Genomic DNA, 23756 nt, shown 5'->3' with positions numbered 1-23756 from the left:
CCTTACCCTTTACCGAGATCGCACGGATGAAACTCGACTACCTGCAACTGGAACAGATCGGCGCTGTTGCCCTGATCCGCCTCAACCGTCCCGAGGTGCTCAACTCGTTGTGCTGCGAACTGGCCGCGGAGCTGGCCGGGGTGCTTGACCACCTTGAGCAGGACCGTAGCGTCCGCGCCCTGGTACTGACCGGTGGCGACACCGTGTTTGCCGCCGGCGCTGACATCAAGGCGATGCGTGATCGCAGCTACATGGATGTCTACACCAGCGATTTCGTGACCGTGGACTGGGAACGCCTGGCGAGCTTTCGCAAGCCCAGCATCGCCGCAGTGGCCGGTTACGCACTGGGTGGTGGCTGCGAACTGGCGCTGATGTGCGACATGATCATCGCCGCCGACAGCGCCCGCTTCGGTCAGCCGGAAATCAAGATCGGCACCATCCCCGGCGCCGGCGGCAGCCAACGCCTGGCACGCTCGATCGGCAAGGCCAAGACCATGGACATGGTCCTCACCGGCCGCACCATGGATGCCGAAGAAGCCGAGCGCTGCGGGCTGGTCAGCCGCCGGGTCAGCGATCAGGCCCTGCTCGACGAAGCCCTGCAGGCTGCGGCGCGGATTGCCAGCTACTCCGGCCCGGTCAGCATGATGGCCAAGGAAGCGGTCAACCGCGCCTTCGAGACCACCCTGAGCGAAGGCGTGCGCCAGGAGCGGCGTTTGTTCCACTCCACCTTCGCCATCGAGGACCAGAAGGAAGGCATGGCGGCGTTTGCCGAGAAACGCGCGCCGCAGTTCATGCATCGCTAAAAAATTGGTTCTTCGCGGAATCCTGGGGGGCTAGGGATCCTTGGGTTGTTCTGGCTGCGAGCTTATCCATTCGCTGTGGCGCCGCGGCCGGCCCCTTCCGCCCTTACGGCGGCCTACTTTTCTCTTGGGAAAAGTAGGCAAAACCGCTTGCTCCTGCATACGGCCCTACGCTGCGCTTCGGGTCCCTTCGCTACGGCGCCCTCCGGGGCATCGCGGCCTACGACTTGCTACGCCAAGTCTACGTCTCGCGTCTTCGGCTAACGCCGAAGGTGCTGCGCACTGCCCCTACAGGCACCTTCGCTCAGCCTCCTGAAGTCGCTTTTGGCGGCGCCTGGAATTACGTGCATGAAGATCAAGATCAAGATCAGCATCAAGATGAAGCAGGTCGGTCCTCGCTTCGGGGTCAGTTTGGCTACGCCATAATCCGCTTTCGCAGATACGCCCGTGCAGGCGCTGCCCGTAACTTCGCGACTTCAGGAGGCTGAGCGTAGGTGTCTGGAGGGGGCTGGTGCGTAGCACCCTTCGGCCCAAGCCGAAGTCGCGAGACGTAGACTTGGCGTAGCAAGTCGTAGGCCGCGATGCCCCTGGAAGGCACCGAAGCGAAGGAACCCGAAGCGCAGCGTAGGGCCGTATGCGGGAGCGAGCGGTTTTGCCTACTTTTCCCAAGAGAAAAGTAGGACGCCGTAAAGGCGGAAGGGGCCAGCCGCAGCGCCACAACGATTGGATAAGCTCGCACCCCCCCACCCCAAGGCTCATAGTCCCCGAAATGTCGCAAAGAACCAAAAAATTGGCCCACCCCTAGATCCTGTAGGAGCGGGCTTGCCCCGCGATCAACTCAACCCTGCGCCTTGCCGGGCTTGACCACCACCGTACAGGTGGTACCCGCCGCCAGCAAAAAGCCCTCGGGCACTTCATCGATATGAATCCGCACCGGCACCCGCTGGGCCAGACGCACCCAGTTGAAGGTCGGGTTGACGTCGGCGATCAGCTCGCGGCTTTCCGGGTTGTCACGGTCATAGATACCGCGCGAAATACTCTCCACATGCCCTTTGAGCCGCTCGCCGCTCATCATCTGCAGCTCGGCCTGGTCGCCCACCCGCACGTGCGGCAGCTTGGTCTCTTCGAAGAAGCCATAAACCCAGAACGAATCCTTGTCGACCACCGCCATCTTCGGCTCGCCGGTGCGCGCGTAGTCACCGCGATGGACGTTGAGGTTGGTGACATAGCCATCGACCGTGGCGAGGATCTTGGTCCGCTTGAGGTCCAGCTCGGCCGCCGCCAATTGCGCCTGGGCCTGCTGGTAATCGGCCAGCGCCGAGTTGGCGATGTTGCTGGCGTCGTCACGGTTCTCCCGCGAGATCACCAGGTTGTCCATGTCGGCGCGGCGATGGGCGTTGACCTTGCGCATTTCCCAGGTGGCCTTGCGCGAGGCCACCAGCGCCTGGGCCTGCCTGACCGCCACTTGGTAATGCTCGGGGTCGATCTGCAGCAGCACATCGCCCTTCTTCACCAACTGGTTGTCGCGCACCGGCACATCGACCACATAGCCCGGCACGTCGGCAGCGACGTTGATGATGTCGGCGCGCACGCGCCCGTCGCGGGTCCAGGGCGTGTTCATGTAATGCACCCAGAGCTGGCGACCGATCACCACGGCAGCGGCCAGCACGAGCAAGGTGGCGATCAGGCTGAAAAACTTTTTCATCAACAGGGGTCTCAACGGTAGAGAGTCAGGGCGATGGATCCGAACAGGCAGATAAACAGGCACAGGCGCAACAGCGCCGGGTGCCAGAAGAAGCGGTAGCCGTCAACGCTTGCAATGAACCGGTCCAGGCCCCAGGCAAGGCCGGCGGCGAACAGGAACATCAAGGTCATGGTCGGCATGTAGACGCCATGGAAGGCGATTTCACGAGGCATGGGGCAGTCCTTTGGCCGGGGCCAGTTCGGCCAGCGGCGACTGAGGGTCGAGCAATGAAGTACGGATGAAATGCAGGTAGCTCTGCACCCGGCGCAGGGCCGAAGTGTCGAAGTGACGGGCGAACGGCTCGTCGGTGGCCTGTACCCGGCTGATGGCATGGTCCACCGCCACTAGCGCACGCTCGTGGTTGCTCGCGCTCGGCTGCATGAACAGGCGCGCCAGCGCGCGGCCCATGACCCGGATGGCCTGGCGCCAGGGCTGCGATTCGGCGTAGCACGGGTGCACCGGCAAGATCGCCTGCTCCTTGCGCAGCTCGATGATTGCGTGGCCCACCTCAAGCACCACGAACATCCAACGCAGCAGCGTGCTCTGCACCAACGGCTGGCCGACCGCCAGGCCATAGGCCTGGTGCAGCAGGTCGCGGGTGCGGCTTTCGAAGCTTGAACCCAGGCCGCGCAGGCGACCGGTGATCGCATACAGGACCTGGGCGCGCAGGTCCTGCTCCAGGCGGCTCCACAACCAGCGGCTGTTGGGTGGCAGGATAATCGCCCCGGCAGCGGCGCAGACCAGCATGCCGATGACCATGGCGATGTAGTCGTTGATGAAGTTGTAGGGGTTGTAGATGGTCAGGTTGTCGGGCACGGAACCGGTGGCAAAAAAGATCAGCAGGCCCAGCCCGTAACCGGCATAGGCCGGCCGCGAGGCCAGGAACGCGCCAAACACGAACACCGGCGCCAGCACCAGGCACAGCAGCGGGAAGCCGTCGATCCAGGGGAACACGAAGAAGGTTTCGAAGAAGCCGACAAAGGCGCCGAACAGGGTGCCGCAAGCCATCTGGAACGACATGCGCTTGGGGTTTGGCGTAGCCGCCGAGAGGCCGACGGTGGCTGCGGCGATCAGGGTCATCATCGCCCCGCTCGGCCAGGCGGTCATGATCCAGAAACTGCCCAGCACCAGCAGGATGAACGCGGCGCGCACGCCGGCCGCCAGCGAGGCCATCCAGTTGGTCTGCGCCACATAGGGCTCATCCCACTGTTCGCGAGCATGGTTGTGCTCGGTCAGCGAGGCATGGGTCTGAGCGTAGTTGTGCATGTCGTCGACGAAGCGGTAGAGCAACTCGTAGGCGGTGTGAAAGTCCAGCAGGTCGGCATCGCTCGGGCCACTCTCGACATAAGCCGCACGCAGGCTGCGCACGCGCTCCGGCAAGCCTTCCTTGTAGGCCGCCAGCTGTTCGGCCAGGCGCGCCGCATCAGCCTCGGTCAGGCCGCGGCCGGCATAACCGTCGAGCAGTTCGGCCAGGGCGCTAAGCCCGGGTTCAATGGCGGTGACGATCTGCAGCGGCCCACGCAAACGCAAGCGTTCAAGCAACTGGTGCAAGGCGTTGAAGCGCGTGGTAATGGCCATGAACTCGCTGTTCAGTCGCCCCAGGCGACCATTGCGCCGGCGCATGTGCGGGTCTTCGAAGGCGGTGACGCTGCGCAGGCTTTCCAGGCCTACGGCCTCGGCGATAAAGCGCACGTTGCTGCTTTCAAAGCGGTCGCGCTGGCTGTCGCCGTGCAGGCCCTCGGCAACGAAGCCGGCGAACACGCCAAAGCGCTGGTACAGGGCGTTGCGCATCGAGGCACTGGCCGACTGCGGCAGAATCGCGGCGCTGACCAGGGTCGAGACAAGGATCCCCAGGGAGATTTCCAGCACCCGCCACACCGCAGCCATGAACGCGCCGTCAGGGTGCTGCAGGGCCGGCAGGCCGACCATCGCTGCGGTGTAACCGGCGAGCACGAAGCCATAGGCGCGGAAAGTGCGGTAGCGCATGGCGCCGGCCGAACACAGGCCGACCCAGATCGCCAGGCTCGGCAGGAACAGCTCGGTGTTCTGCGGGAACAAGGCGATCAGCGCGACCATCATCGACGAACCGGCCAGGGTGCCCAGCAGCCGGTAGAAGCTCTTGGCGAACACATGGCCGCTCTGCGGCTGCATGACGATGAACACGGTGATCATCGCCGTGCGCGGCTGCGGCAGTTCCAGGCGCATAGCCAGCCACAGGGTCAGGAAGGCGGCGCTGAGGACCTTGAAGATGTACACCCAGGTGACCCCGTCGGTGCGCACCCACTCAAAGAACCCGCGACGCCACTCCAGGGTGGCCAGCCAGCGAAACGGCAGGGTCAGTGCGCTCATTCGGCATGGCCCGGCTTGTCGAAGACTGCCAGGGTTACCGGGGTTTTCGGCGCCTGCTGACGGTCTTCGCCGGGCACATCGTTGCCCGCGCCCAGGCCGCCGCCCAGGGCCGTGACCAGTTCGGCATGGGCACTCAGGCGTGCGGCCTGGACCTGCTGCTGGATCTGCTGCTGGCGGAACAACTGGGTTTGCGCGTTGAGCACATTGAGGTAATCGGTCAGGCCGCGCTGAAAGGCGATCATGGCGATGTCGTAGGTCTTCTGCGCCGAGGCCACCGATTCGGCGGCAAAGTGTTGCTGCTCGTTCATCGACTCACGGCGAATCAACTGATCGGAAACACCCTTGAGCGCCTCGACCACGGTCTGGTTGTAGCGCGCCACGGCGATGTCATAACCGGCCGCGGCAACCCCCAGTTGCGAACGCAGGCGACCGCCATCGAACACCGGCAGGCTGATCGCCGGGCCGACGTTGTAGTTGAACTTGCGCCCGGTCAGAAACTCCAGCGGCCCGCCACCGGTGGCCATGAAACCGAGGCCACCGACCAGGTCGACGTTGGGGAAGAAGCCGGCATGGGCGACATCGATACCACGGGCCTGGGCCGCGACCTGCCAGCGGCTGGCGACCACGTCCGGGCGCTGGCCGACCAGTTCGGCAGGCAAGGCCGAGGGCAATTTCAGCGCAGTGCCAAGCACCAGTCGTGGACGCTGCAACTGCGCGCCCTCGCCTGGGCCTTTACCGGCCAGGGCTGCCAGCTGGTTACGGGCCAGGGCGATTTCTTCATTGAGGGCATCGAGCTGGCGGTGGGTTTCCGGCAGTGGCGTCTGCGCCTGGCTGACTTCAAAGTGCGTGCCGATGCCACCGGCCAGGCGCCGCTCGGCCAGGGCCAGGATCTGCTCCTGCTGCTCAAGCTCGGCCTTGACGATATCGCGCTGGGCAAAGTGCAGCGACAGCTGGATGTAGGCCTTGACGATGTTGTTCTGCAGCTCGAGCTGGGCCTGACGCGCCTGGGCCACGCTCATGTGGGCCATGTCCACGGCCTGCTCGCTGGCATTGCGCTCGCGGCCCCAGAGGTCCAGGGCGTAGCTCAAGCCAAGCGATGCATTGTTGTCCCAGGTGTTGGCCCCGGACAACGCGCCGGGGCCATAGAACTGGTCTTGCGGCCAGTTGTGGCGCTTGAGCGTCGACTGGCCGTTGACCTGCAGCTTCTCGGCCGACTCGACCACCCCGGCCATGGCCTTGGCTTCACGCACACGGGCGACGGCCATGGCCAGGGTCGGGCTGTCTTGCACGGCCAGGGCGATCCAGCGATCGAGTTGCGGGTCGCCGTAGGCCCGCCACCATTGCTGGTCGGGCCAATGGGCGTCGAGGGCGGCGTCACGGATCGCCGCGTCGGTGGTCAGGGTATTGGCTTGCAGCGTCTTGCTTTGCGGGGCAATGCCCCAGGTTCCGATACAGCCGCTCAAGGTCAAGCTAAAGGCACAGGCACTGAGCGCATTGAGCGCTCTGATGATGCGACGCGGCACAGCTGCGAATTCCCGACATAGAAGGTGGATGACGCTTGGAGACGCAATTCTAGGGGGCCGCCGCACTGGCGATAAGCGTGCATTACTGCGAATCTTTGTTACGAAAACAGTGATAATCCGGCTTTAGTCTGAAGACCGCCTCGGTTACTTCATGTCACAATTTGTCGTCTACTTTGAGAGCGACCCATGGACACCCTGCAAAACATGCGTGCTTTTAGTTGCGTCGCGCAAGTCGGCAGCTTCACCGCCGCGGCCGTGCAACTGGATACGACCACCGCCAACGTGTCGCGGGCGGTCTCCAATCTTGAAGCCCATCTGCAAACCCGCCTGCTCAACCGCACCACCCGGCGCATCGCCCTGACCGAAGCCGGCAAGCGTTACCTGATGCGCTGCGAACAGATCCTCACCTACGTCGAAGAAGCCGAAGCCGAGGCCAGCGACGCCCATGCGCGCCCGGCCGGGCAACTGAAGGTGCATTCGATGACCGGGGTCGGCCAGCATTTCGTCATCGATGCCATCGCCCGCTACCGTGAAACCCACCCGGACGTGACCTTCGACCTGACCATGGCCAACCGCGTGCCGGACCTGCTCGACGAAGGCTACGACGTGTCCATCGTGCTGGCCAGCGAGCTGCCGGACTCGGGCTTTGTCTCCCAGCGCCTGGGCATCACCTACAGCATCGTCTGCGCCTCGCCCGACTACGTGAAACGCCACGGCATCGCCCACAAGCCCAGCGACCTGCTCAACCACGCCTGCCTGCGCATGGTCAGCCCGGTGATCCCGCTGGAGAAATGGCTGTTCGACGGCCCCGAAGGCCAGGAAGTGGTCAACATCACCCAGGCGCCGTTCCAGGTGAACTCCGCCGACGCGATGAAAACCGCGATCCGCAGTGGCATGGGTGTTGGTGTGTTGCCGATCTATTCGGCCATCGAGGGCCTGCGCGATGGCTCGCTGGTGCGGGTGATGCCCGAGTACCGCCTGCAGGAGCTCAATCTGTACGCGATCTACCCGTCGCGCCAGTACCTGGATGCCAAGATCAAGACCTGGGTCGAGTACCTGCGCAACTCGCTGCCGGAAATTCTCGCCGCCCACGAAGCGGACCTGAAAACCCACGAACTGCGCATCGCCACCTGAAATCTTGCTGCACAGGGGCGGCGGAGAATGATAGCGTGCTACCCATTCTTCACCGCCCGCAGAGATTTCGCCGATGAAAAAGACCGTCCTTGCCTTCAGCCGCATCACCCCGGCGATGGTCGAACGCCTGCAGCAAGACTTCAACGTAATCGTGCCCAACCCCAAGCTCGGCGACATCAGTGCCCAGTTCAACGACGCCTTGCCCGAGGCGCATGGCCTGATCGGCGTCGGCCGCAAGCTCGGCCAGGCGCAACTGGCAAACGCCAGCAAGCTGGAAGTGGTCGCCAGCGTCTCGGTGGGCTACGACAACTATGACCTGGCCTACTTCAACCAGCGCGGCATCGCCCTGACCAACACCCCTGACGTGCTCACCGAGAGCACCGCCGACCTCGGCTTTGCCCTGCTGATCGGCGCGGCGCGGCGGGTGGCCGAACTGGATGCCTGGACCAAGGCCGGGCAATGGCAGGCCACTGTGGGGCCTGCGCAGTTTGGCAGCGATGTGCATGGCAAGACCCTGGGTATCGTCGGCCTCGGCAATATCGGCGCGGCCATCGCCCGGCGTGGCCGCTTCGGTTTCAACATGCCGATCCTCTACAGCGGCAACAGCCGCAAGCCGGCCCTGGAACAGGAGCTCGGCGCGCAGTACCGCAGCCTCGATGAGCTGCTGGCTGAAGCTGACTTCGTCTGCCTGGTGGTACCACTGGGGGCGCAGACCAAGCACCTGATCAGCACCCGTGAATTGCAGTTGATGAAGCCCAGTGCCTTCCTGATCAACGTGTCCCGTGGGCCGGTGGTGGATGAGGCGGCGCTGATCGAGGCCTTGCAGGCCGGCACCCTTCGCGGCGCCGGGCTGGATGTGTACGAGAAGGAACCGCTGGCAGCATCGCCGTTGTTCCAGCTGAGCAACGCCCTGACCTTGCCGCACGTCGGTTCAGCCACCGCTGAAACCCGCGAGGCCATGGCCAATCGCGCGATTGATAACCTGCGCAGCGCGTTGCTGGGTGAACGGCCGCGGGATCTGGTCAATCCGCAGGTGTGGAAGTAAGGCGAATCACCGGAACCACGGCTGCGTCGTTGTAACGAAACCTGAGCCCGCAGACTCCATCAGTCTGTTTGGGCCTCAGGACAACACCAGCATGGAAACCTTCTCGACTCACGGACTGATACGCCTCGGCAAGATCCTGATCACAGCGTTCATCGGGATCTTCAGTGCATTGGTGGTATTCGGTAACCTCAGCGACTACGCCAGCAACTTTCTCTTCGTCCAGCACACCTTGAGCATGGACACGACCTTCCCCGGCAATGCCCTGCTTTATCGGTCAATCACCTGGCCGCCTCTGCACCATCTGTTCTACTGGCTGATCATTGCCGCCCAGGCCCTCTGTACGATGTGCTTTCTGATCGGTGCCTATCAGTTGTTCAAACATCGATGTGCCGACGCCCGGGATTTTCACCAGGCCAAACGCTTCGCCGTTATGGGTTGCCTGCTGGGGCTGCTGATCTGGTACCTGTTCTTCCAGGTGGTGGGCGGTGAATGGTTTGCCATGTGGCAATCCACGCAGTGGAACGCCCTGGCCACTGCGGGGAGGATCGTCGACTTTCTGTTTGCCACGCTGATTTTCATCAGCCTCAAAATAGATGATTGAGGCCGGTTGCCAACAATGCTCCTGCTTGAGCCGGCCCCTGTGGGCTGGCTGTACTGGCCTCATCGCGGGGCAAGCCCGCTCCCACAGCTACCTCAAGGCCACAACCGGCTCGACCACCTTGGGCCGGGGCTTGCGAAACACCAGCACGTTGCCCAGCATCACCAGCACCAGGCCTGCCAACGCCGGCGCCGTCCATTGATAACCCTCGTAAAACGCCGAGACGTTCAACGCCACCAGCGGGAACAGCACCGTGCAGTACGCCGCCCGCTCCGGGCCCATGCGTCCGACCAAGGTCAGGTAGGCGGTAAAGCCGATCACCGAGCCCGGAATCACCAGGTACAACAGCGAGCCGATGTAGCGCGTGTTCCACTCCATCGCAAACGGAATGCCACTGACCAGGCAATACACGCCGAGCATGCTCGCGCCATAGAGCATGCCCCAGGCATTGGTGGTCAGCGGCCGCAGGCCGGCCTTTTGTTGCAGGCTGGAGAGCATGTTGCCGGCCGAAAAACACAGGGTGCCCAGCAGGGCCAGGCCCAGGCCGATGATGGTTTCGCGGCTGGCGGCATGCCCGGACAGCTCCGGCCAGAACAGCAGGCCCAGCCCGGCCAGGCCGAGGGCGCCACCGGCAAGCACATTGGCGGCAACCTTCTGGCCAAAGAATACCCGCGCATTCAGCGCGTTCCACAAGGTGGCGGTGGAGAACACCACGGCGATCAGGCCACTGGGAATCCACTGGCTGGCGGTCAGAAAGCACATGAAGTTGACGCAGAACAGGCACAGGCCCTGGGCCAGGCAGATCAGGTGGCCGCGGCGGTTCATCGGTTGCAGGCGGCGGCTGAGCAGCAGGATGACAAACAGCACCAGCGCCGCCAGGGCAAAGCGGTAGACGATCGACACGGGAATGGCGACCACCCCCAGCTGCAGCTTCAAGGCAATCCAGGTGGTGCCCCAGATCAGCACAGTGAGCAGGTATAACGACAGGTTCATGGCGGCACTCCTCGATTCCAGGCCACCAGTGTGCAACTGCAACCTCAGCCGGCACTTGCACATTCTTGCGCTTTTGCACAGGCAGCAGCTGTCAGCCCCGGCCTGGCGGAGTAGGATGGCCCACAGAGGTAAGGACCATGACGCCGTTGGACCAGCTGCAAGTCTTCAAAGCCATGCACGACTCACCCCATGCCCGCCTGGAACACAGCGCGCACCTGGGGGACGGCCTGGCAGCAGCCCTGTGGAACAACCGTCACGACGCCCGCGACTACGAAGCCCCCAGCCATCACACCCTGTCGTGTTACATCGCCGACGGCACCGGCACCTTTCGCCGCGACCGCCCTGGCCACACCGGCGCGCCCGACAAGCTGTGCATCATGCCGGCAGGGTCGGCCTCGCATTGGGTGGTCAACGGCTCAATCCGCCTGGCGCACCTGTACATCAGCCAGGAGCAATTCGCCCTCGGTTGCGTCAGCCTGCTGGACCGCGAACCGCGTGAACTGCAACTGCAGGAGGCGACCTTTCTCGACGACCCCGAACAGGCCCGGCGCTTTCGCCAGCTGATCACCCTGGACTGGGACGAACCGGGCGAGCGCCTGCTGACCAGCAGCCTGGCCCATGAGATTCTCGACCACGCCCTGCTCAGCCAGGTCGGCCTGCGCCAGGGCCTGCGTCTTAAAGGCGGGCTGGCCGCGCACCAGCGCCGGCAACTGCGCGAGTATGTCGAAGGCCACCTCGATCACCCGCTGAGCCTTGGCGAGCTGGCGGCGCTGTGCAACCTCTCCGAGTACCACTTCGCGCGGATGTTTCGCGAAAGCTTCGGCCTGCCGCCGCACCAGTACCTGCTGGCCCGGCGCCTGGCCAAAGCGCGGCAACTGCTGCGCCATGGCCAACTGCCGCTGGGCGAAGTGGCCCTGCTGTGCGGCTTTGCCAGCGCCAGCCATTTCAGCAACCGCTTCCGCCAGGCCCTGGGGGCCACCCCCGGTGCTTACCGGGCCGCCTTCAGCGCTTAGAACTCGAGGGTGCTGGACAGGCTGACCTGACGCGCATCGCCCACCGAGACAAAGTAACGGTTCACCGCCGAGCTGTAATAGGTGCGGTCGAACAGGTTCTTGACGTTCAACTGCAAGCGCACCTTGTGCTCGTCCAGGCGGGTTTCGTAGCTGGCGAAGGCATCGGCGACGGTGTAGCCCGGCAGCTCGAAATCATTCTCGGCGTTGCCCGCCCGCTCACCGACATAGCGCGCACCGGCGCCCAGGCGCAGGCGGTCGCCACCGAACAGGCTGCCCGCGTCATACACCGCCGACAGCGAGCCGCTGTGACGCGCTACGTTCTGCAGGCGATTGCCTTCGAGCGTGGGGTCCTGGGTGACTTCGGCGTCGGTAAAGGCATAGTTGCCGATCAGGCTCCAGCGCTCGCTCAACTGCCCGCTCAGGTCCAGCTCGACGCCCCGTGAGCGCACCTCGCCAGCGTTGCTGTAGAGGGTGTCGCCGGTTGCCGAGTCGAAGTTGGCCACCAGCACGTTGCGCTTGCGGATGTCGAACAGCGCCAGGGTGCCGGTCAGCGCCCCCGGCACGTCGAGCTTGGCACCCAGTTCCCAGGATTTGCCCTGTTCAGGTTCCACGCCCGAGTCCAGCACCAGGCCGCCGGTCAGTGGGGCGATGCTGGAATTGGGCTTGAACGATTCGGTGTAGCTGCCATAGAACGACAGCTGTTCGTCGACCTTGTACACCAGGCCCAGCCGCGGCACCCAGGCCTGGCCATTGCTGTTGGTGTTGGCCTTGAACGGCCGCCCGCGCCCGGCGAGCTGGTCGTACATCTGGTAGCGCGCGCCGGCGACCAGGATCCAGTGCTCATCGAGGTGGATCGAATCCTGGAAGAACAGCGAGTCGCTGCGCAGCTTGTCGGTCTGCGCGCTGTCGCTGTCACGTACGCTGGTACCTTCGACTTCGCGGCCATACACCGGGTTCAGGTAACTGAAGGTGCTCAGGCTGCTCTGGCGGATCAGGTCGGCGCGGTAGACCTTGCGGTATTCGTTATCCAGGCCGAACAGCAGGTCGTGCTGCATCCCCGCCAGCTGCACCGTACCCTCAAGGCTCAAGGTGGCGAAACGGTCGCTGCTGAGTGCGCCGTGGGTGCCGTCCATGCTGCGGGTCAGGGTGCCGCGCGCGGCGTTGACGCCGGTCACCCGCACCTGGCTGGCGTCGTAGGTTTCGCGGTTGTAACTGAAGCCAAAGTGGGCTTTCCAGTCATCCGCAAGCTGATGATCGACCTCCAGCCGATAGAGGTCCGAGCGCCCTTGCATGTCATTGAACGGCTCGTCCAGGCGCCGGGTGCTGGGGATATCCAGCGGGTGGTTGGTGCGCGGGTCGATGGCGGTGCCCCGGTCGAACGGATAGAGAAACTCGCGGTGCTCGTAGGCCAGCAGCACCTGGGTGTCTTCGCCGTACCAGGCCAGCGACGGCGCCACCAGTGATTCGCGGTGGGTGCCGAAGTTGCGCCAGTAGTCTTCATCTTCATGGTCGAGCACCAGGCGGTAGGCGAAGTTGCTCGCGCCCAGCCCGCCGGTGCTGTCCAGGCCGCCGCCGCTGCCGTTCTTGCCGCTGCCATAAGTAGAGCCGCGCAGGTTCAGGGCGTTGTAGCGTTGCAGTTGCGGCCGTTTGCTGACCACGTTGATCACCCCGCCCGGGTCCTGGATACCGTACAACAATGAGGCCGGGCCCTTGAGCACTTCGACCCGTTCGGTGGTGGCATTGAGGCTGCGACCCTGCACGATGGGCATGCCATCGCGCATGATCGAGCCGTCGCGGTTGTCGCCAAAGCCGCGCTTCATCACCGTGTCCTGGGTGCCGCCGAAGTTGTTGCCCTGGGTCACGCCGCTGACATTGGCCAGGGCATCGTCGAGGTTGCGCGGGGCCTGGTCCTTGAGCACCTGGGCCGGTACCACGTTAATGGCCTGGGGCGTCTGCATGATCGATGCCTGGCTGCGCATCACCGAGCTGCTTTGCGGCGGCTGATAGCTGTAGTCGGCGTCGGCCTGCGAGTTCACCGTGGTCGCCTCGAGCTTGAGCGCAGTGCCGGCATCGAGCGGTTCAAGGGTCAGGGTGCGGGCATCGACGCGGCGAACGGCGAAGCCGGAATTGCCCAGCAGTTGCTGCAAAGCCTGCTCGGCGCTGAGGCTGGCGTTGAGGGCCGGAGCGTTGATCGATGGCAGGTCGGCGGTGTAGATCACACTTTGCCCGGTCAGCCGGCTGAAGTCATTGAGCGCCTGCACCAGCGGCTTGCTCGCTTGGGAAAAGCTGTAGACCTGCTGCGCGGCGGCGACACCCAAGGGCAATGCGCAACCCGCAGCCAGCGCCGCGACACTGAGCCAGCGTGAAAAGCGACGCGCTGGCGAGGGTGTGAACTTCATGACCGATGACCTGTGAAGGAGTGATGTTTATGCGAATGAATCGCACTTTCACTCACTACACGGTTGTCGCACGAGGTTACCTCAGCACTTTTCTGAAAATATTTTTCAGCGGATCAGCGTGACCCGCTCCAGCAGGGTATTGCGCTTGAAACCGAGCACCGCACCGAGCGAATCCAGCGCCGCCAGTGGCTGGCTGGCCGGGAAGCTGGCGCTGACCTTGCGTTTGCCCAGCTCGCTGTCGAGCAGGATGATGCGCCCCGGGTAGTAGCGGGCCAAGTCATCGATCACCGTGCTCAGCGGCACCTGATAGTAATTGAGCCAGCCCTGGCGCCAGGCCAGGCGTGATTCGCTGTCCACCGCTTCGACGGCGCTGGCGGTGCCGTCGCGATAGGCGACCTGCTGGCCGCCGCTCAGCTGTTGCTGCAAACGCCCGGGGGCCGCCGTCACCGCGACCCGGCCATCGAGCACGGTGACCCGGGCCCCGCCGCTGTGCTTGCGGACCTCGAACCGGGTACCGAGCACCTGGGTCTGGCCGTTTGCCGCATCGACCACGAAGGGCTCACCGGTATGCATGACCTGAAAGAACGCCGCGCCCCGGCGGATCGTCACCTGTCGCACCCCGTGCGTGAAATCCACCGACACTGCACTGCCGGCATCCAGGGTCATGTGCGAGTTGTCGGCCAGCACCACCTCCTCAACCTGCCCCGCGGCTGTCACGTAATCCGCCTGCAGGTCGTCCAGCCAGTACCCCGGATGCCAGCCTGCCGCCGTTCCCAGCGCCAGCACCAGGCAGGCGGCTGCAGCGCAGGTGGCAACACGGCGCCAGGTGCGCCCCGGCGCCGGTTGCTGCATGGCGCGCAGGTAACCTTGCAGGGCCTGGTCCTCTTCGGCGGCCAGCAGGCTGGCCGGTGCTTTGCTCAGGCGCCACAACGCCTGGGCCTGGGCATAGGCCCGGGCATGCGCCGGGTTGGCCAGCAACCAGCGCTTGAACTCGGCACGCTCGGCCAGTTGCGGCTGTTCGTTGATCCGGCTCAGCCAGCCCAGGGCGGCCTGTTCATGCTCGGCGGTGATCTCGGTCATGGTGCTTTCCCTGGCTTGCGCGGGCTGGCTGACGGCAGCGCAACACTTGCCTTGCACGCCTCCAGAGCGCGCATCATGTGTTTTTCCACGGCGCTCTGGGACAGGCCCATGGCCTTGGCAATCTCGGCGTACTTGCACCCGTGGATGCGGTTGAGCAGAAAGATCTGCCGGGTACGCTCGGGCAGCTCCCGCAGCGCCGCTTCAATGCGCTGCAAGTCGCTGTTTGCCTCCAGGGCCGCTTGCGGTTCACTGACATGATCGTCGGCCACTTCCAGCTGCAGGCTGTCGGTGACCCGCTCTCGCGCGCCTTCGCTGCGCAAGTGATCAATGGCGATGTTGCCAGCACAGCGCAGCAGATAGGTATCGAGTGCCTCGACCTTGACCTGCGGGCGCCGCCAGAAGCGCAAAAACAACTCCTGGATCAGGTCCGAAGCCGTGGCCCGGCAACCGATACGGCGGCTGACCAGGGCTTCCATCTGCGCCCGCTGGGCGAGGAACACCTGCACAAAGCGCGCGCGACCGCTCGCCCCGTCGGCGTCACATGCACCGTCGGCGGGCAGATCGAGCGGCTCGTTCACCACCTTACAGTGATGCCATCGCAGTCAACGGCGCCAGCACCACGCTGGCCGTTGCCAGGCCCAGCAACAGGCGCGGCTGGTAAGGCAAGAGGAACACCCAGAGGGTGACCCCGGCCATCAGCACCGCGAACAGCTCGACCAGGCCCATGGCCCAGCCGCTGTGGCGCACGGCCAGTAGCAGCGCCAGTGCCAGCAGTACCCAGCCGGCGATGCGCAGGGCCATGAGCCGCGCATGACCGGGCTTGTGCCCGAGCAGGTCCTTGTAGTGCTTTTCCATGGCCAGGCACAGGGCGGCAAAGCCGGCAAAACCAAACAGGGCAATGGCCAGCATCAGTTCACCTCGCTTTCGATCAACGTGCCGGGAGCGCTCTTGGGCTCACGCGGCGCACGCTTGGCCGCCACTACCGGCGCCCGCCACATCTTGGCGGCGGCCCAGGCCAGGAACAGCCCGCTGGCCAATGCGCTCAGGTCGAAACCGGCCATGGCCCAATCACCGACGGCGATCGAATGGTTCAGGCCCTGCCCCGTGGTCAGGCCGTTGAGCAGCGGCATAGCCGCCCACAGCACAGCCCCCAGGCCCAGTTGCTCGGCCCAGGCACGACGCCCCGGGCGCAGCATGGCGTGCAGCAACGACAGCGCCCAGAGCAGGAAGAAACTGTTGATCTCCCAGTCGGCACGGCCCTCCAGGCCAATCGGCAACAGGCGGTTGGCCCAGAAGAACGCCGCCACGCCGATCAGCAGGCCGCTCATGCTGGCGATGTTCAGCACCTCGACCAGGCGCAACTCGAACGGCTGGGTGCCGCTCTTGGCATGCTTGAGCTGGCGCTTGCCCAGCCACATCACCAGGCCGGTGCCGATCACCGCCGTGCCGGCCAGGCCGAAGAAGAAGTACAACCAACGTAACCATGGGCCGGCGAAAACACCCATGTGCAAACCGTACATGCCGCCGGAAATCAGCATCGGCGTGGCATCGATCTGGCTGCCGCCCTGCAGGGTGCCGTTGACCCCATCGAACAGCCAGCCACCGCCACGCTGGTGAGCGATGCGGTCGCCGGCATGGCGCACAAAGCGTACCCGGGCGTTCTGGTCACCAGGGTTCTGCACCTCGACCCACGACAGGTTGGCCCCCGGCGCTTGCGCCTGAACCTTGGCGTACAGCTGCGGCAACGGCAGCAGCGGCGCCGGTGTACCCGCCACTTTGACCTCGTCGGGCGCACCGGACAGGTCACTGAAAAAGCCACGGGTATTGTCGCCATAGCTGGCAATGATGCTGGCCGGCATGACCATGGCCATGAAGATCACCAGGCTGCTGTAGCTGATCATCAGATGAAACGGCAGCACCAGCACGCCAATGGCGTTATGCCCGTCGAGCCAGGAACGCTGGCCCTTGCCCGGACGGAAGGTGAAGAACTCCTTGAAGATCTTCTTGTGGGTAATGATTCCGGTCACCAGGCCCAGAAGCATGATGAACGCAGCAAAGGTCGACAGCCAGCGGCCCCAGGGGTGAGGCATCTGCAGCTGGAAGTGGAAGCGATAGAAGAACTCGCCGCCACGGGTCTCGCGCGCCTGCAGTTCGGTGCCGGTGGCAGGGTCGAGGGTTTTCGAGGTGAAATCGCGGCGCCCGCCTCCAGGCTTGGGCCAGCCCACGCTCAATGCCGGTTCGCGGGCGTTGGGCAACTGGATGAACCAGCTGCCGGCCGTCGGCGCATGCTCCTGCAGGTAGCGCTGGGCCAGGTCCAGGCTCGCCGCCGGGTCCAGCGTTCGGCTGGGTACTTCCGGCTGCGTCCAGTGACTGATTTCTTCCTTGAAATAGGACATTGTCCCGGTCAGGAAAATCGCAAACAGCAACCAGCCGAAGATCAGCCCGGTCCAGGTGTGCAACCAGGCCATGGCCTGGCGAAAGCCCTCTTTCATGCGCTTTTCATCCAATAGGCCAGGCCGCTGATCATTGCCAGCACCAGGCTTGGCACCAGGACACCCAGCCAGGCCTGCCAGGCGCTACGACAAGCGAAGCACCAGAGGAAGGCCACCAGGTAGAACAGGAAGGACAGCATCATGCCGCTGATCACCGCCTCGGCACGCGGCACCGGCAGCAACAGGGTGATGCAGACGCTGGCCATGGCCGCCAGCAGATAGCCACCGAACACGGCAGCCAGGCTGCGGGAGGTCACGGCCAGGCGGTAACTGAGGGGCAGCCCGGCGGCTTTGCTTTTCATGGCATCCATCCATTACGAGAAGCGCACAATAATAATGATTTATATTCTCATAATCAAAGCCGCCGGCCAGACGGATCAAAACGACAGATCGACGCCCACGGTGTAGCGGCGGCCATCCAGTACAGTCTGGTAGTTTTCGTAGTCCACTTCCTTGTTGAAGACGTTGTACACACCGGCCAGCAGCTTGACGTTCTTGGTCACCCGATAGGTGCCGCCGAGGTCGACGAAGGTGTAGGACGGCGTGCCGTCAGACATGCTGGAGCGGCCCAGGTAATCCGAGGTTTTGCCGCGATAGTTCAGGCGTGCCCAGGTCCCCAGCTGATCTGTAGCCTGCCAGTCGAGGGTGGCGTTGAACATGTGCCGTGGCATCTGGTTCAAGGCCTTGCCCTTCTGCGGGCCGCTCTTCTGCTCGGACGCGGTGAAGGTGTAGTTGGTGGCCAGCGACACACTCTGGGTGATGTCCCAGTCCAGGGTCGCCTCGACGCCGCGCATCTGCGCCTCATCGACGTTGACCCGGTCACTGATGAACTTGTACGAGGTACCGCCGATCTGGCACTGGCCCGAGGCATTGCCGGTGCTGTCGGTGCAGCGGCGGGTCTCGGTGATCTTGTCCTTGAAGTCGGTGTTGAACAGGGTCAGGCCGGTGGAGAACCCTTCAAGGTTGTCCCAGATGAAGCCGATTTCCTGGCTCAGGCTCTTCTCCGGCTTGAGGCTGGAGTTGCCGACGATGATTGCCGGGTCGCCACCGCCACCGGTGATCTGGCCCCAGTCATCCACGGCGGCGCGGATGTCCGGCGAGCGATAACCGCTGGATACGCCACCCTTGATGGTCCATTGCTCGGTCGGGTGATAGACCCCGTACAGGCGTGGCGACCAGTGGGTGCCGTAGTTTTCATCGCGGTCCATGCGCAGGCCGCCGGTCAGGGCGAAGGCTTCGGTCAGGCGCCATTCGTCTTCGGCAAACAGTGCCCACGACCAGCGGGTCAGTTGGTTGACGCTGGCCGCCGAGGCCAGTTGGTTGCCCTCGTCGCTGAGGTCTTCGTACTTGTACTGGCCGCCTAGGGTGGTGATGTGCGAATCGCTGAAGAACGACACCTGCGAATTGAGCACGGTGTTTTCCAGCTCCATGCGCCGGCCGGGGTTCTCGATTTTCTCGCGCTGCAGGTAGCTTTCGCTGGTGAGGCTGTCCCAGCGCCCGGAATGGGTGATGGAGAAATTGGTGCGGTCGTAGTCACTACGGCTGTCGGATCGGCTCGCCGAACGGCCTTTGTGCGCGTTGCGCTCCTGCTCGGACTTGCCCGCTTCCAGGGTGATGTCGTTGTGCTCGTCCGGGGTGAACGACAGCTTGGCCGTGGCACTGTCGGTGCTCTGCTCGTTGAAGCCGTTGACGATATGGTCTTCGTCGCGGCGCGAACGCTGGCCGTACAGTTGCAGGCCGATCAGGTTGTCAACCAAGGGCCCGGAGATAAAGGCGTTGGTGCTGTTGTAGTTGCCCGAGTCGGAACGGTCCTGGAAGGTCGCTTCAGTGCGGATGCCGCCATACCACTGCGGGGTGACCTTGCGGGTGATGATGTTGATCACCCCGCCCATGGCATCGGAGCCGTACAGCGACGACATCGGCCCGCGCACCACTTCGATACGCTCGATGGCTTCCAGCGGCGGCATCCAGCCCTGCTCGATACCGGCACCGTCACTGTTCGGGCGGGTCGCACGCGAGTCCTGGCGTTTGCCATCGACCAGCATCAGGGTGTACTTGGAGGCCATGCCGCGGATGCTGATATCGCTGGAGCTGGCGCCACCGGTGACCACCACACCCGGCACATCGCGCAGGGCATCGGTGACGTCACGGTAGGATTTGTTCTCGATCTGCTCGCGGCTAATCACCGAAATCGAAGCCGGCGCATCCTTGATCTGCTGGGAGAAACCCGATGCGGTCACCACCATGTTGTCCAGCTCCAGTGGCTGGTCCTGGGCGGCGGCGTGCGCGGTGTACAACGAGCAGAGGGTGAGCGCGAGGCAGGATTTGCTGAAAGTCGGGGACACTGGGACCTCTTCCTGAGAAACGTAAAGGATTCGTAAAGTAATCAATGGGGCGAATACTATTCATTCGCAATTGATAGTAAAGCTTATTTACGCTTTTTACATTTTCACGGGCCTGCGCCAGCCCCGTCAGTCAGGCGGCGATTGCCGAGCAGTGGTACCTTTCACTACAATGCGAACAATTCTTATTCTGTTGCGCATCCCGGCGCCGGAGTGTTCACGGTGCCCAGCGCTCCCTCTTCCTCGCTCGAAGGCCTCTACCTCGACCATCACAACTGGCTGACCGGCTGGTTGCGCCGGCGCCTGGGCTGCCCCGACAGCGCCGCAGACCTGGCCCAGGACACCTTCATGCGCCTGCTCCAGGCCCGCGAAACGCCGCTGCTCAACGAGCCGCGGGCGTTCCTCACCACCGTGGCCAAGCGCGTGCTGTGCAATCACTACCGCCGTCAGGACCTGGAGCGCGCCTACCTCCAGGCGCTGGCGCAGTTGCCCGAAGCACTGGCGCCGTCGGAAGAACACCGGGCAATTATTTTCGAGACCCTGCTGGAGCTCGACCGCCTGCTCGACGGCCTGCCGTTGGCGGTCAAGCGCGCCTTCCTGATGGCCCAGGTCGATGGCCTGGGCTACAGCGAGATCGCTGCGCAACTGGGCATCTCCCTGGCCACGGTCAAGCGCTACCTGAACAAGGCGGCCCTGCGCTGTTACTTCGCCCTGTGAACGGCCATCAGGCGTTTTCCCCGCAGGTGGCCGAACAGGCGGTGTACTGGCTGATCGAGATCCAGGGCGGTGCCCTCGACCCACGCCAGCAGCAGGCCATGCAGCAATGGCTGCAGGCCGACGACAACCACCGGCGCGCCTGGGAGCACATCTTGCGAGTCAACCAGCGCTTGCGCGGCGTGGCGTCGCCGCTGGCCCACGCCACCTTACAGGCGCCACGTTCGGCCAGCCGCCGACGGGCGCTGAAAACCCTGCTGATCCTCGGTGTCGGCAGCGCCAGTGGCCTGGCCTTGCACTCGCACAACCCGCTGCCGACGCTGCTGGCCGATTACCGCAGCCCGGTCGGCGAACGCCGGCGCCTGGCCCTGGACGACGGCAGCCTGCTGCAGCTCAACACCCGCAGCGCCGCCGATGTGCGTTTCGACGCCAGCCAGCGCCTGGTGCGCCTGTTGGAAGGTGAACTGCAACTGACGGTGGCCGGCGACAGCCGACCGTTGCAACTGCTCAGCGCGCACGGCCTGCTGAACTTGAGCAGCGGCCGCTACAACCTGCGACAGTTTGCCGGGTACAGCCAGCTGGCGGTGTTTGCAGGCAGCGCCAGCCTGGCCGGGCAGGTGTTGCCCGGCGGCCAGCAAGCGCGCTTCAACGGCCCGCAATGGCAGGCCACTCAGGCGCTGGACAGCAACGCCGGGGCCTGGGTCGACGGTATGCTGGTGGCTGCGCACATGCCCCTCGGTGCATTTCTCGACGAGCTGGGCCGCTACCGGCGCGGTCAGCTCAATTGCGCGCCAGAGGTCGCCAACCTGCTGATCTCCGGCAGTTATCCACTGGCCGACAGCGAACGCATTCTCGACATGCTGGAAGTGGCATTAGCGGTGCGCGTCAGACGCTTTACCCGCTACTGGGTGACGGTCGAAGCGCGGGCCTGAAACATTTTTTCAACGGACCTGAGCCGTTTTCAATTCTCGCGTGACAGAGAAGGCAGAACCCTTTGCTTCGACCTTCTCAAGGACCTCCTGCATGCCCCTTCGACCGAGCCCACTTGCCCAGGCCCTGAGCACCCTGCTGCTGGGTGCCAGCCTGAGTTTCACCGCCGTTGCCGCCCAGGCAGCAGAGGCCCCGGCGCGCACCTACCAGATCGCCCCCACCAGCCTGGAGAACGCCCTGAACCAGTTTGGCCGCGAAAGCGGTGTGCTGATCTCGTTCGGCTCGCACCTTACCAGCGGCGTGCAGAGCCCCGGCCTGCAGGGCCAGTACAGCCCGCAGCAAGGCCTCGATGCGCTGCTGCAAGGCAGCGGCCTGCAAGCGCGTGCCGAGGGTGACAACGCCTTCAGCCTGCAACCGCTCGCGGCAACCCGTGCGCCGGTCGAGCTTGGCGCCTCCACCGTGGTCGGCGACTGGCTGGGCGCGGCGCAGCAGGACAACGTCTTCGAACATGCCGGCGCCCGTGATGTGATCCGCCGCGAGGACTTCGAACGCAGCGGCGCCACCACCGCGCGCGAAGTGCTCAATCGTATCCCCGGCGTCAACGCCCCGGAAAACAACGGCACCGGCAGCCACGACATGGCGCTGAACTTCGGCATTCGCGGGCTCAACCCACGCCTGGCCTCGCGCTCGACAGTGCTGATGGACGGCATCCCGGTGCCTTTCGCGCCCTACGGCCAGCCACAGCTATCGTTCGCCCCGATCAGCATGGGCAACATGGACGCGGTGGACGTGGTGCGCGGCGGCGGAGCGGTACGCTATGGCCCGCAGAACGTCGGCGGCATCGTCAACTTCGTGACCCGGGCGATCCCCGACGAGCCGACGGTGAAAGCCGGCTTCCAGACCCAGACCAGCCCGTCCTCCAGCCATGACGGTTTCAAGACCAGCGCCAACCTGCTCGCTGGCGGCACCAACGCCAACGGCCTGGGCGGCGCCCTGCTCTACTCCGGCAGCCGCGGCGGCGACTGGCGCGAGCACAGCGACACGCAGATCGACGACCTGATCCTCAAGGGCAAATACCAGCTCGATGAGGCCAACAGCCTGCACGCCATGGCCCAGTACTACGAAGGCGAAGCGCAGATGCCCGGCGGCCTGAGCGTTGCCGACTACGATGCCGACCCGTACCAGTCGACCCGCCTGCAAGACAAGTTCTGGGGCCGCCGGACGATGTTCAACTTCGGCTACGACTACAAAGAGGACGCCCGTCAGTTCAGCGTCAACAGCTTCTTCACCAAGACCCTGCGCAGCGGTTACCTGGACCAGGGCAGCTTCGTCTCGCTGTCGCCGCGCGAATACTGGGTACGCGGCATCGAAACGCGCTTCTCCCAGGGCTTTGCCCTCGGCGAGAGCTGGCACGAAGTCGGCGTTGGCTACCGCTACATCAACGAAGCCGGCCATGAGCTGCGCTACCGCGAACCGAGCACCGCCAACCAGCTGCCGACCACCGCCAGCCGCAACGACCGCGACACCCGTGGCAGCACCGAAGCTCACGCGATTTTCCTCGACGACCGCATCGACATCGGCCAGTGGACCATCACCCCGGGCATCCGCTACGAGATGATCGACTCCGAGCAGTCCAACAAGCTCAACGGCCAGCGCTACCAGGGCGACTACAACACCGCCCTGCCGGCGCTCAACGTCATGTACCACCTGACTGACAGCTGGAACCTGTACGCCAACACCGAAGGCTCGTTTGGCAGCGTGCAGTACAGCCAGATGCCCAACCGGGTCAGCAGCGGCGAAGTCAAACCGGAAAAAGCCCGCACCTGGGAACTGGGTACCCGCTACGACAACGGCAACCTGCAGGCTGAAATCGGCGCGTTCCTGATCAATTTCGACAACCAGTACGAAAGCAACCAGACCAACGATTCGGTGATCGCCCGCGGCGAAACCCGCCACCAGGGCATCGAGACCAGCGTCAAGTACGCCCTCGAAGGCCTGAACCCGGCACTGGCGGGTTTCGACGTGTACGCAACCTATGCCTTTGTCGACGCGAAAATCCGTGAAGACGGGCCGAACAAGGGCAATCGTGTGCCCTTCTCATCCCGCCACAAAGGCACCCTGGGCATCGGCTACAGCGAGGGCCAGTGGAAGCTCAACCTCGACAGCACCTACCAGAGCGACCAGTTTGCCGACAACGCCAACACCGCGGCCGAAAGCGCCGACGGCAGCACCGGGCGCATCCCCGGCTACATGCTGTTCAGCAGCCGCGCAGCCTATGATTTCGGCCCGCAACTGGCGAACCTCAACGTTGCCGTGGGGGTGAAGAACATCTTCAATCACCAGTACTACACCCGCTCGTTCGACGACAACAACAAGGGCAAGTACGTGGGTGAACCTCGTACGATATACCTGCAGACCTCCGTCGCATTCTGATCCAGCGCATGCAAAAGCCCGGCCGCCGCCGGGCTTTTTGCTACAAGATATTTTTATTTCAAAAGGGCTTGAATTGTTCGGCCAAGTGCCTGACCTTGTAGTCAAGAGGCGATGGTTCTCACAGGCCGCAAAGGCCCCATCGATTCTCTTGCGAGCTAGCTGAATAA

Annotated in this window: 20 protein-coding genes; 8 read left to right on the top strand and 12 right to left on the bottom strand. The window is 64.2% G+C overall.

The genetic code is table 11. The features are described 5' to 3' along the window. Positions 1 to 26: 26 nt before the first annotated feature. A complete protein-coding gene (locus tag NLX68_RS21465; RefSeq protein ID WP_010220681.1) occupies positions 27 to 803 on the top strand; it encodes an enoyl-CoA hydratase in 777 nt (258 codons plus the stop codon). An 835-nt stretch (positions 804 to 1638) separates the two neighbouring features. Here NLX68_RS21465 and NLX68_RS21460 read toward each other — a convergent pair. From NLX68_RS21460 to NLX68_RS21445, 4 genes are read right to left on the bottom strand one after another with little or no spacing between them, the layout of a single operon-like run. Beyond that, positions 1639 to 2505, bottom strand: coding sequence for an HlyD family secretion protein (locus tag NLX68_RS21460; protein WP_010220680.1), 867 nt, complete (start codon positions 2503 to 2505; stop codon positions 1639 to 1641). A gap of 11 nt (positions 2506 to 2516) precedes the next feature. Next, positions 2517 to 2717 (bottom strand): DUF1656 domain-containing protein, encoded by a 201-nt coding sequence (locus NLX68_RS21455; protein ID WP_100782521.1) that lies wholly within the window; start codon positions 2715 to 2717, stop codon positions 2517 to 2519. Continuing rightward, positions 2707 to 4893 carry an FUSC family protein gene (locus NLX68_RS21450; RefSeq protein ID WP_254285706.1) on the bottom strand — a complete coding sequence of 729 codons (2187 nt, stop codon included), beginning with the start codon at positions 4891 to 4893 and terminating at the stop codon, positions 2707 to 2709. Before NLX68_RS21450 ends, NLX68_RS21455 begins: the two co-directional genes overlap by 11 nt. After that, positions 4890 to 6416 (bottom strand): efflux transporter outer membrane subunit, encoded by a 1527-nt coding sequence (locus NLX68_RS21445; protein ID WP_254285705.1) that lies wholly within the window; start codon positions 6414 to 6416, stop codon positions 4890 to 4892. The genes NLX68_RS21450 and NLX68_RS21445 overlap by 4 nt, the downstream gene beginning before the upstream one ends. A 186-nt stretch (positions 6417 to 6602) precedes the next feature. Between NLX68_RS21445 and NLX68_RS21440 the strand changes: the two genes are divergently transcribed. The 3 genes from NLX68_RS21440 (at position 6603) to NLX68_RS21430 (ending at position 9196) form a co-directional block, all read left to right on the top strand. After that, positions 6603 to 7550, top strand: coding sequence for a LysR family transcriptional regulator (locus tag NLX68_RS21440; RefSeq protein WP_010220676.1), 948 nt, complete (start codon positions 6603 to 6605; stop codon positions 7548 to 7550). A gap of 73 nt (positions 7551 to 7623) precedes the next feature. Next, positions 7624 to 8595, top strand: coding sequence for a D-glycerate dehydrogenase (locus NLX68_RS21435; protein ID WP_100782518.1), 972 nt, complete (start codon positions 7624 to 7626; stop codon positions 8593 to 8595). Between the two features lie 91 nt (positions 8596 to 8686). Further along, the gene (locus NLX68_RS21430) at positions 8687 to 9196 is read left to right on the top strand and encodes a DUF2165 family protein (protein ID WP_254285704.1); all 510 of its coding nucleotides are present in this window, start codon (positions 8687 to 8689) and stop codon (positions 9194 to 9196) included. Positions 9197 to 9283: 87 nt separating this feature from the next. On the opposite strand, the gene NLX68_RS21425 is transcribed toward NLX68_RS21430, so the two are convergent. Next, positions 9284 to 10186 carry a DMT family transporter gene (locus NLX68_RS21425; protein ID WP_254285703.1) on the bottom strand — a complete coding sequence of 301 codons (903 nt, stop codon included), beginning with the start codon at positions 10184 to 10186 and terminating at the stop codon, positions 9284 to 9286. 137 nt (positions 10187 to 10323) lie between these two features. On the opposite strand from NLX68_RS21425, the gene NLX68_RS21420 reads away from it, so the two are divergent. Then, the gene (locus NLX68_RS21420) at positions 10324 to 11199 is read left to right on the top strand and encodes an AraC family transcriptional regulator (protein WP_254285702.1); all 876 of its coding nucleotides are present in this window, start codon (positions 10324 to 10326) and stop codon (positions 11197 to 11199) included. Here NLX68_RS21420 and NLX68_RS21415 read toward each other — a convergent pair. The 7 genes from NLX68_RS21415 to NLX68_RS21385 all read right to left on the bottom strand — a co-directional run bounded on the left by NLX68_RS21415 (position 11196) and on the right by NLX68_RS21385 (position 19515). After that, positions 11196 to 13598 (bottom strand): TonB-dependent receptor, encoded by a 2403-nt coding sequence (locus tag NLX68_RS21415; RefSeq protein WP_254285701.1) that lies wholly within the window; start codon positions 13596 to 13598, stop codon positions 11196 to 11198. The genes NLX68_RS21420 and NLX68_RS21415 overlap by 4 nt on opposite strands. Positions 13599 to 13703: 105 nt before the next feature. Further along, a complete protein-coding gene (locus NLX68_RS21410) occupies positions 13704 to 14678 on the bottom strand; it encodes a FecR domain-containing protein (protein WP_254285700.1) in 975 nt (324 codons plus the stop codon). Then, entirely contained in the window at positions 14675 to 15256 is a 582-nt protein-coding gene (locus NLX68_RS21405; RefSeq protein ID WP_223253854.1) for an RNA polymerase sigma factor, read from the bottom strand. The genes NLX68_RS21410 and NLX68_RS21405 overlap by 4 nt, the downstream gene beginning before the upstream one ends. Before the next feature lie 4 nt (positions 15257 to 15260). Next, positions 15261 to 15587 carry a DUF3325 domain-containing protein gene (locus NLX68_RS21400; protein ID WP_010220668.1) on the bottom strand — a complete coding sequence of 109 codons (327 nt, stop codon included), beginning with the start codon at positions 15585 to 15587 and terminating at the stop codon, positions 15261 to 15263. Next, positions 15587 to 17170: a PepSY domain-containing protein gene (locus NLX68_RS21395; protein ID WP_254285699.1), complete on the bottom strand. Its 1584-nt coding sequence runs from the start codon at positions 17168 to 17170 to the stop codon at positions 15587 to 15589. The genes NLX68_RS21400 and NLX68_RS21395 overlap by 1 nt, the downstream gene beginning before the upstream one ends. Next, positions 17167 to 17472, bottom strand: coding sequence for a DUF3649 domain-containing protein (locus NLX68_RS21390; RefSeq protein ID WP_100782513.1), 306 nt, complete (start codon positions 17470 to 17472; stop codon positions 17167 to 17169). Before NLX68_RS21390 ends, NLX68_RS21395 begins: the two co-directional genes overlap by 4 nt. 75 nt (positions 17473 to 17547) lie before the next feature. Next, the gene (locus tag NLX68_RS21385; RefSeq protein ID WP_254285698.1) at positions 17548 to 19515 is read right to left on the bottom strand and encodes a ligand-gated channel protein; all 1968 of its coding nucleotides are present in this window, start codon (positions 19513 to 19515) and stop codon (positions 17548 to 17550) included. Between the two features lie 219 nt (positions 19516 to 19734). Between NLX68_RS21385 and NLX68_RS21380 the strand changes: the two genes are divergently transcribed. The 3 genes from NLX68_RS21380 (at position 19735) to fecA (ending at position 23589) form a co-directional block, all read left to right on the top strand. After that, on the top strand, positions 19735 to 20229 hold the full coding sequence (locus tag NLX68_RS21380; RefSeq protein WP_254285697.1) for a sigma-70 family RNA polymerase sigma factor: 495 nt from the start codon (positions 19735 to 19737) through the stop codon (positions 20227 to 20229). Further along, positions 20226 to 21158, top strand: coding sequence for a FecR domain-containing protein (locus tag NLX68_RS21375; protein WP_254285696.1), 933 nt, complete (start codon positions 20226 to 20228; stop codon positions 21156 to 21158). The genes NLX68_RS21380 and NLX68_RS21375 overlap by 4 nt, the downstream gene beginning before the upstream one ends. 91 nt (positions 21159 to 21249) lie before the next feature. Further along, positions 21250 to 23589: a TonB-dependent Fe(3+) dicitrate receptor FecA gene (gene fecA / locus NLX68_RS21370; protein WP_254285695.1), complete on the top strand. Its 2340-nt coding sequence runs from the start codon at positions 21250 to 21252 to the stop codon at positions 23587 to 23589. Positions 23590 to 23756: the final 167 nt, after the last annotated feature.

Source organism: Pseudomonas sp. SBB6 (genome assembly GCF_024213215.1).
Taxonomy (GTDB): Bacteria; Pseudomonadota; Gammaproteobacteria; order Pseudomonadales; family Pseudomonadaceae; genus Aquipseudomonas; species Aquipseudomonas donghuensis.
The sequence above is the reverse complement of the archived record's forward strand: the minus strand, read 5'-3'. Positions and strand labels throughout refer to the sequence as shown.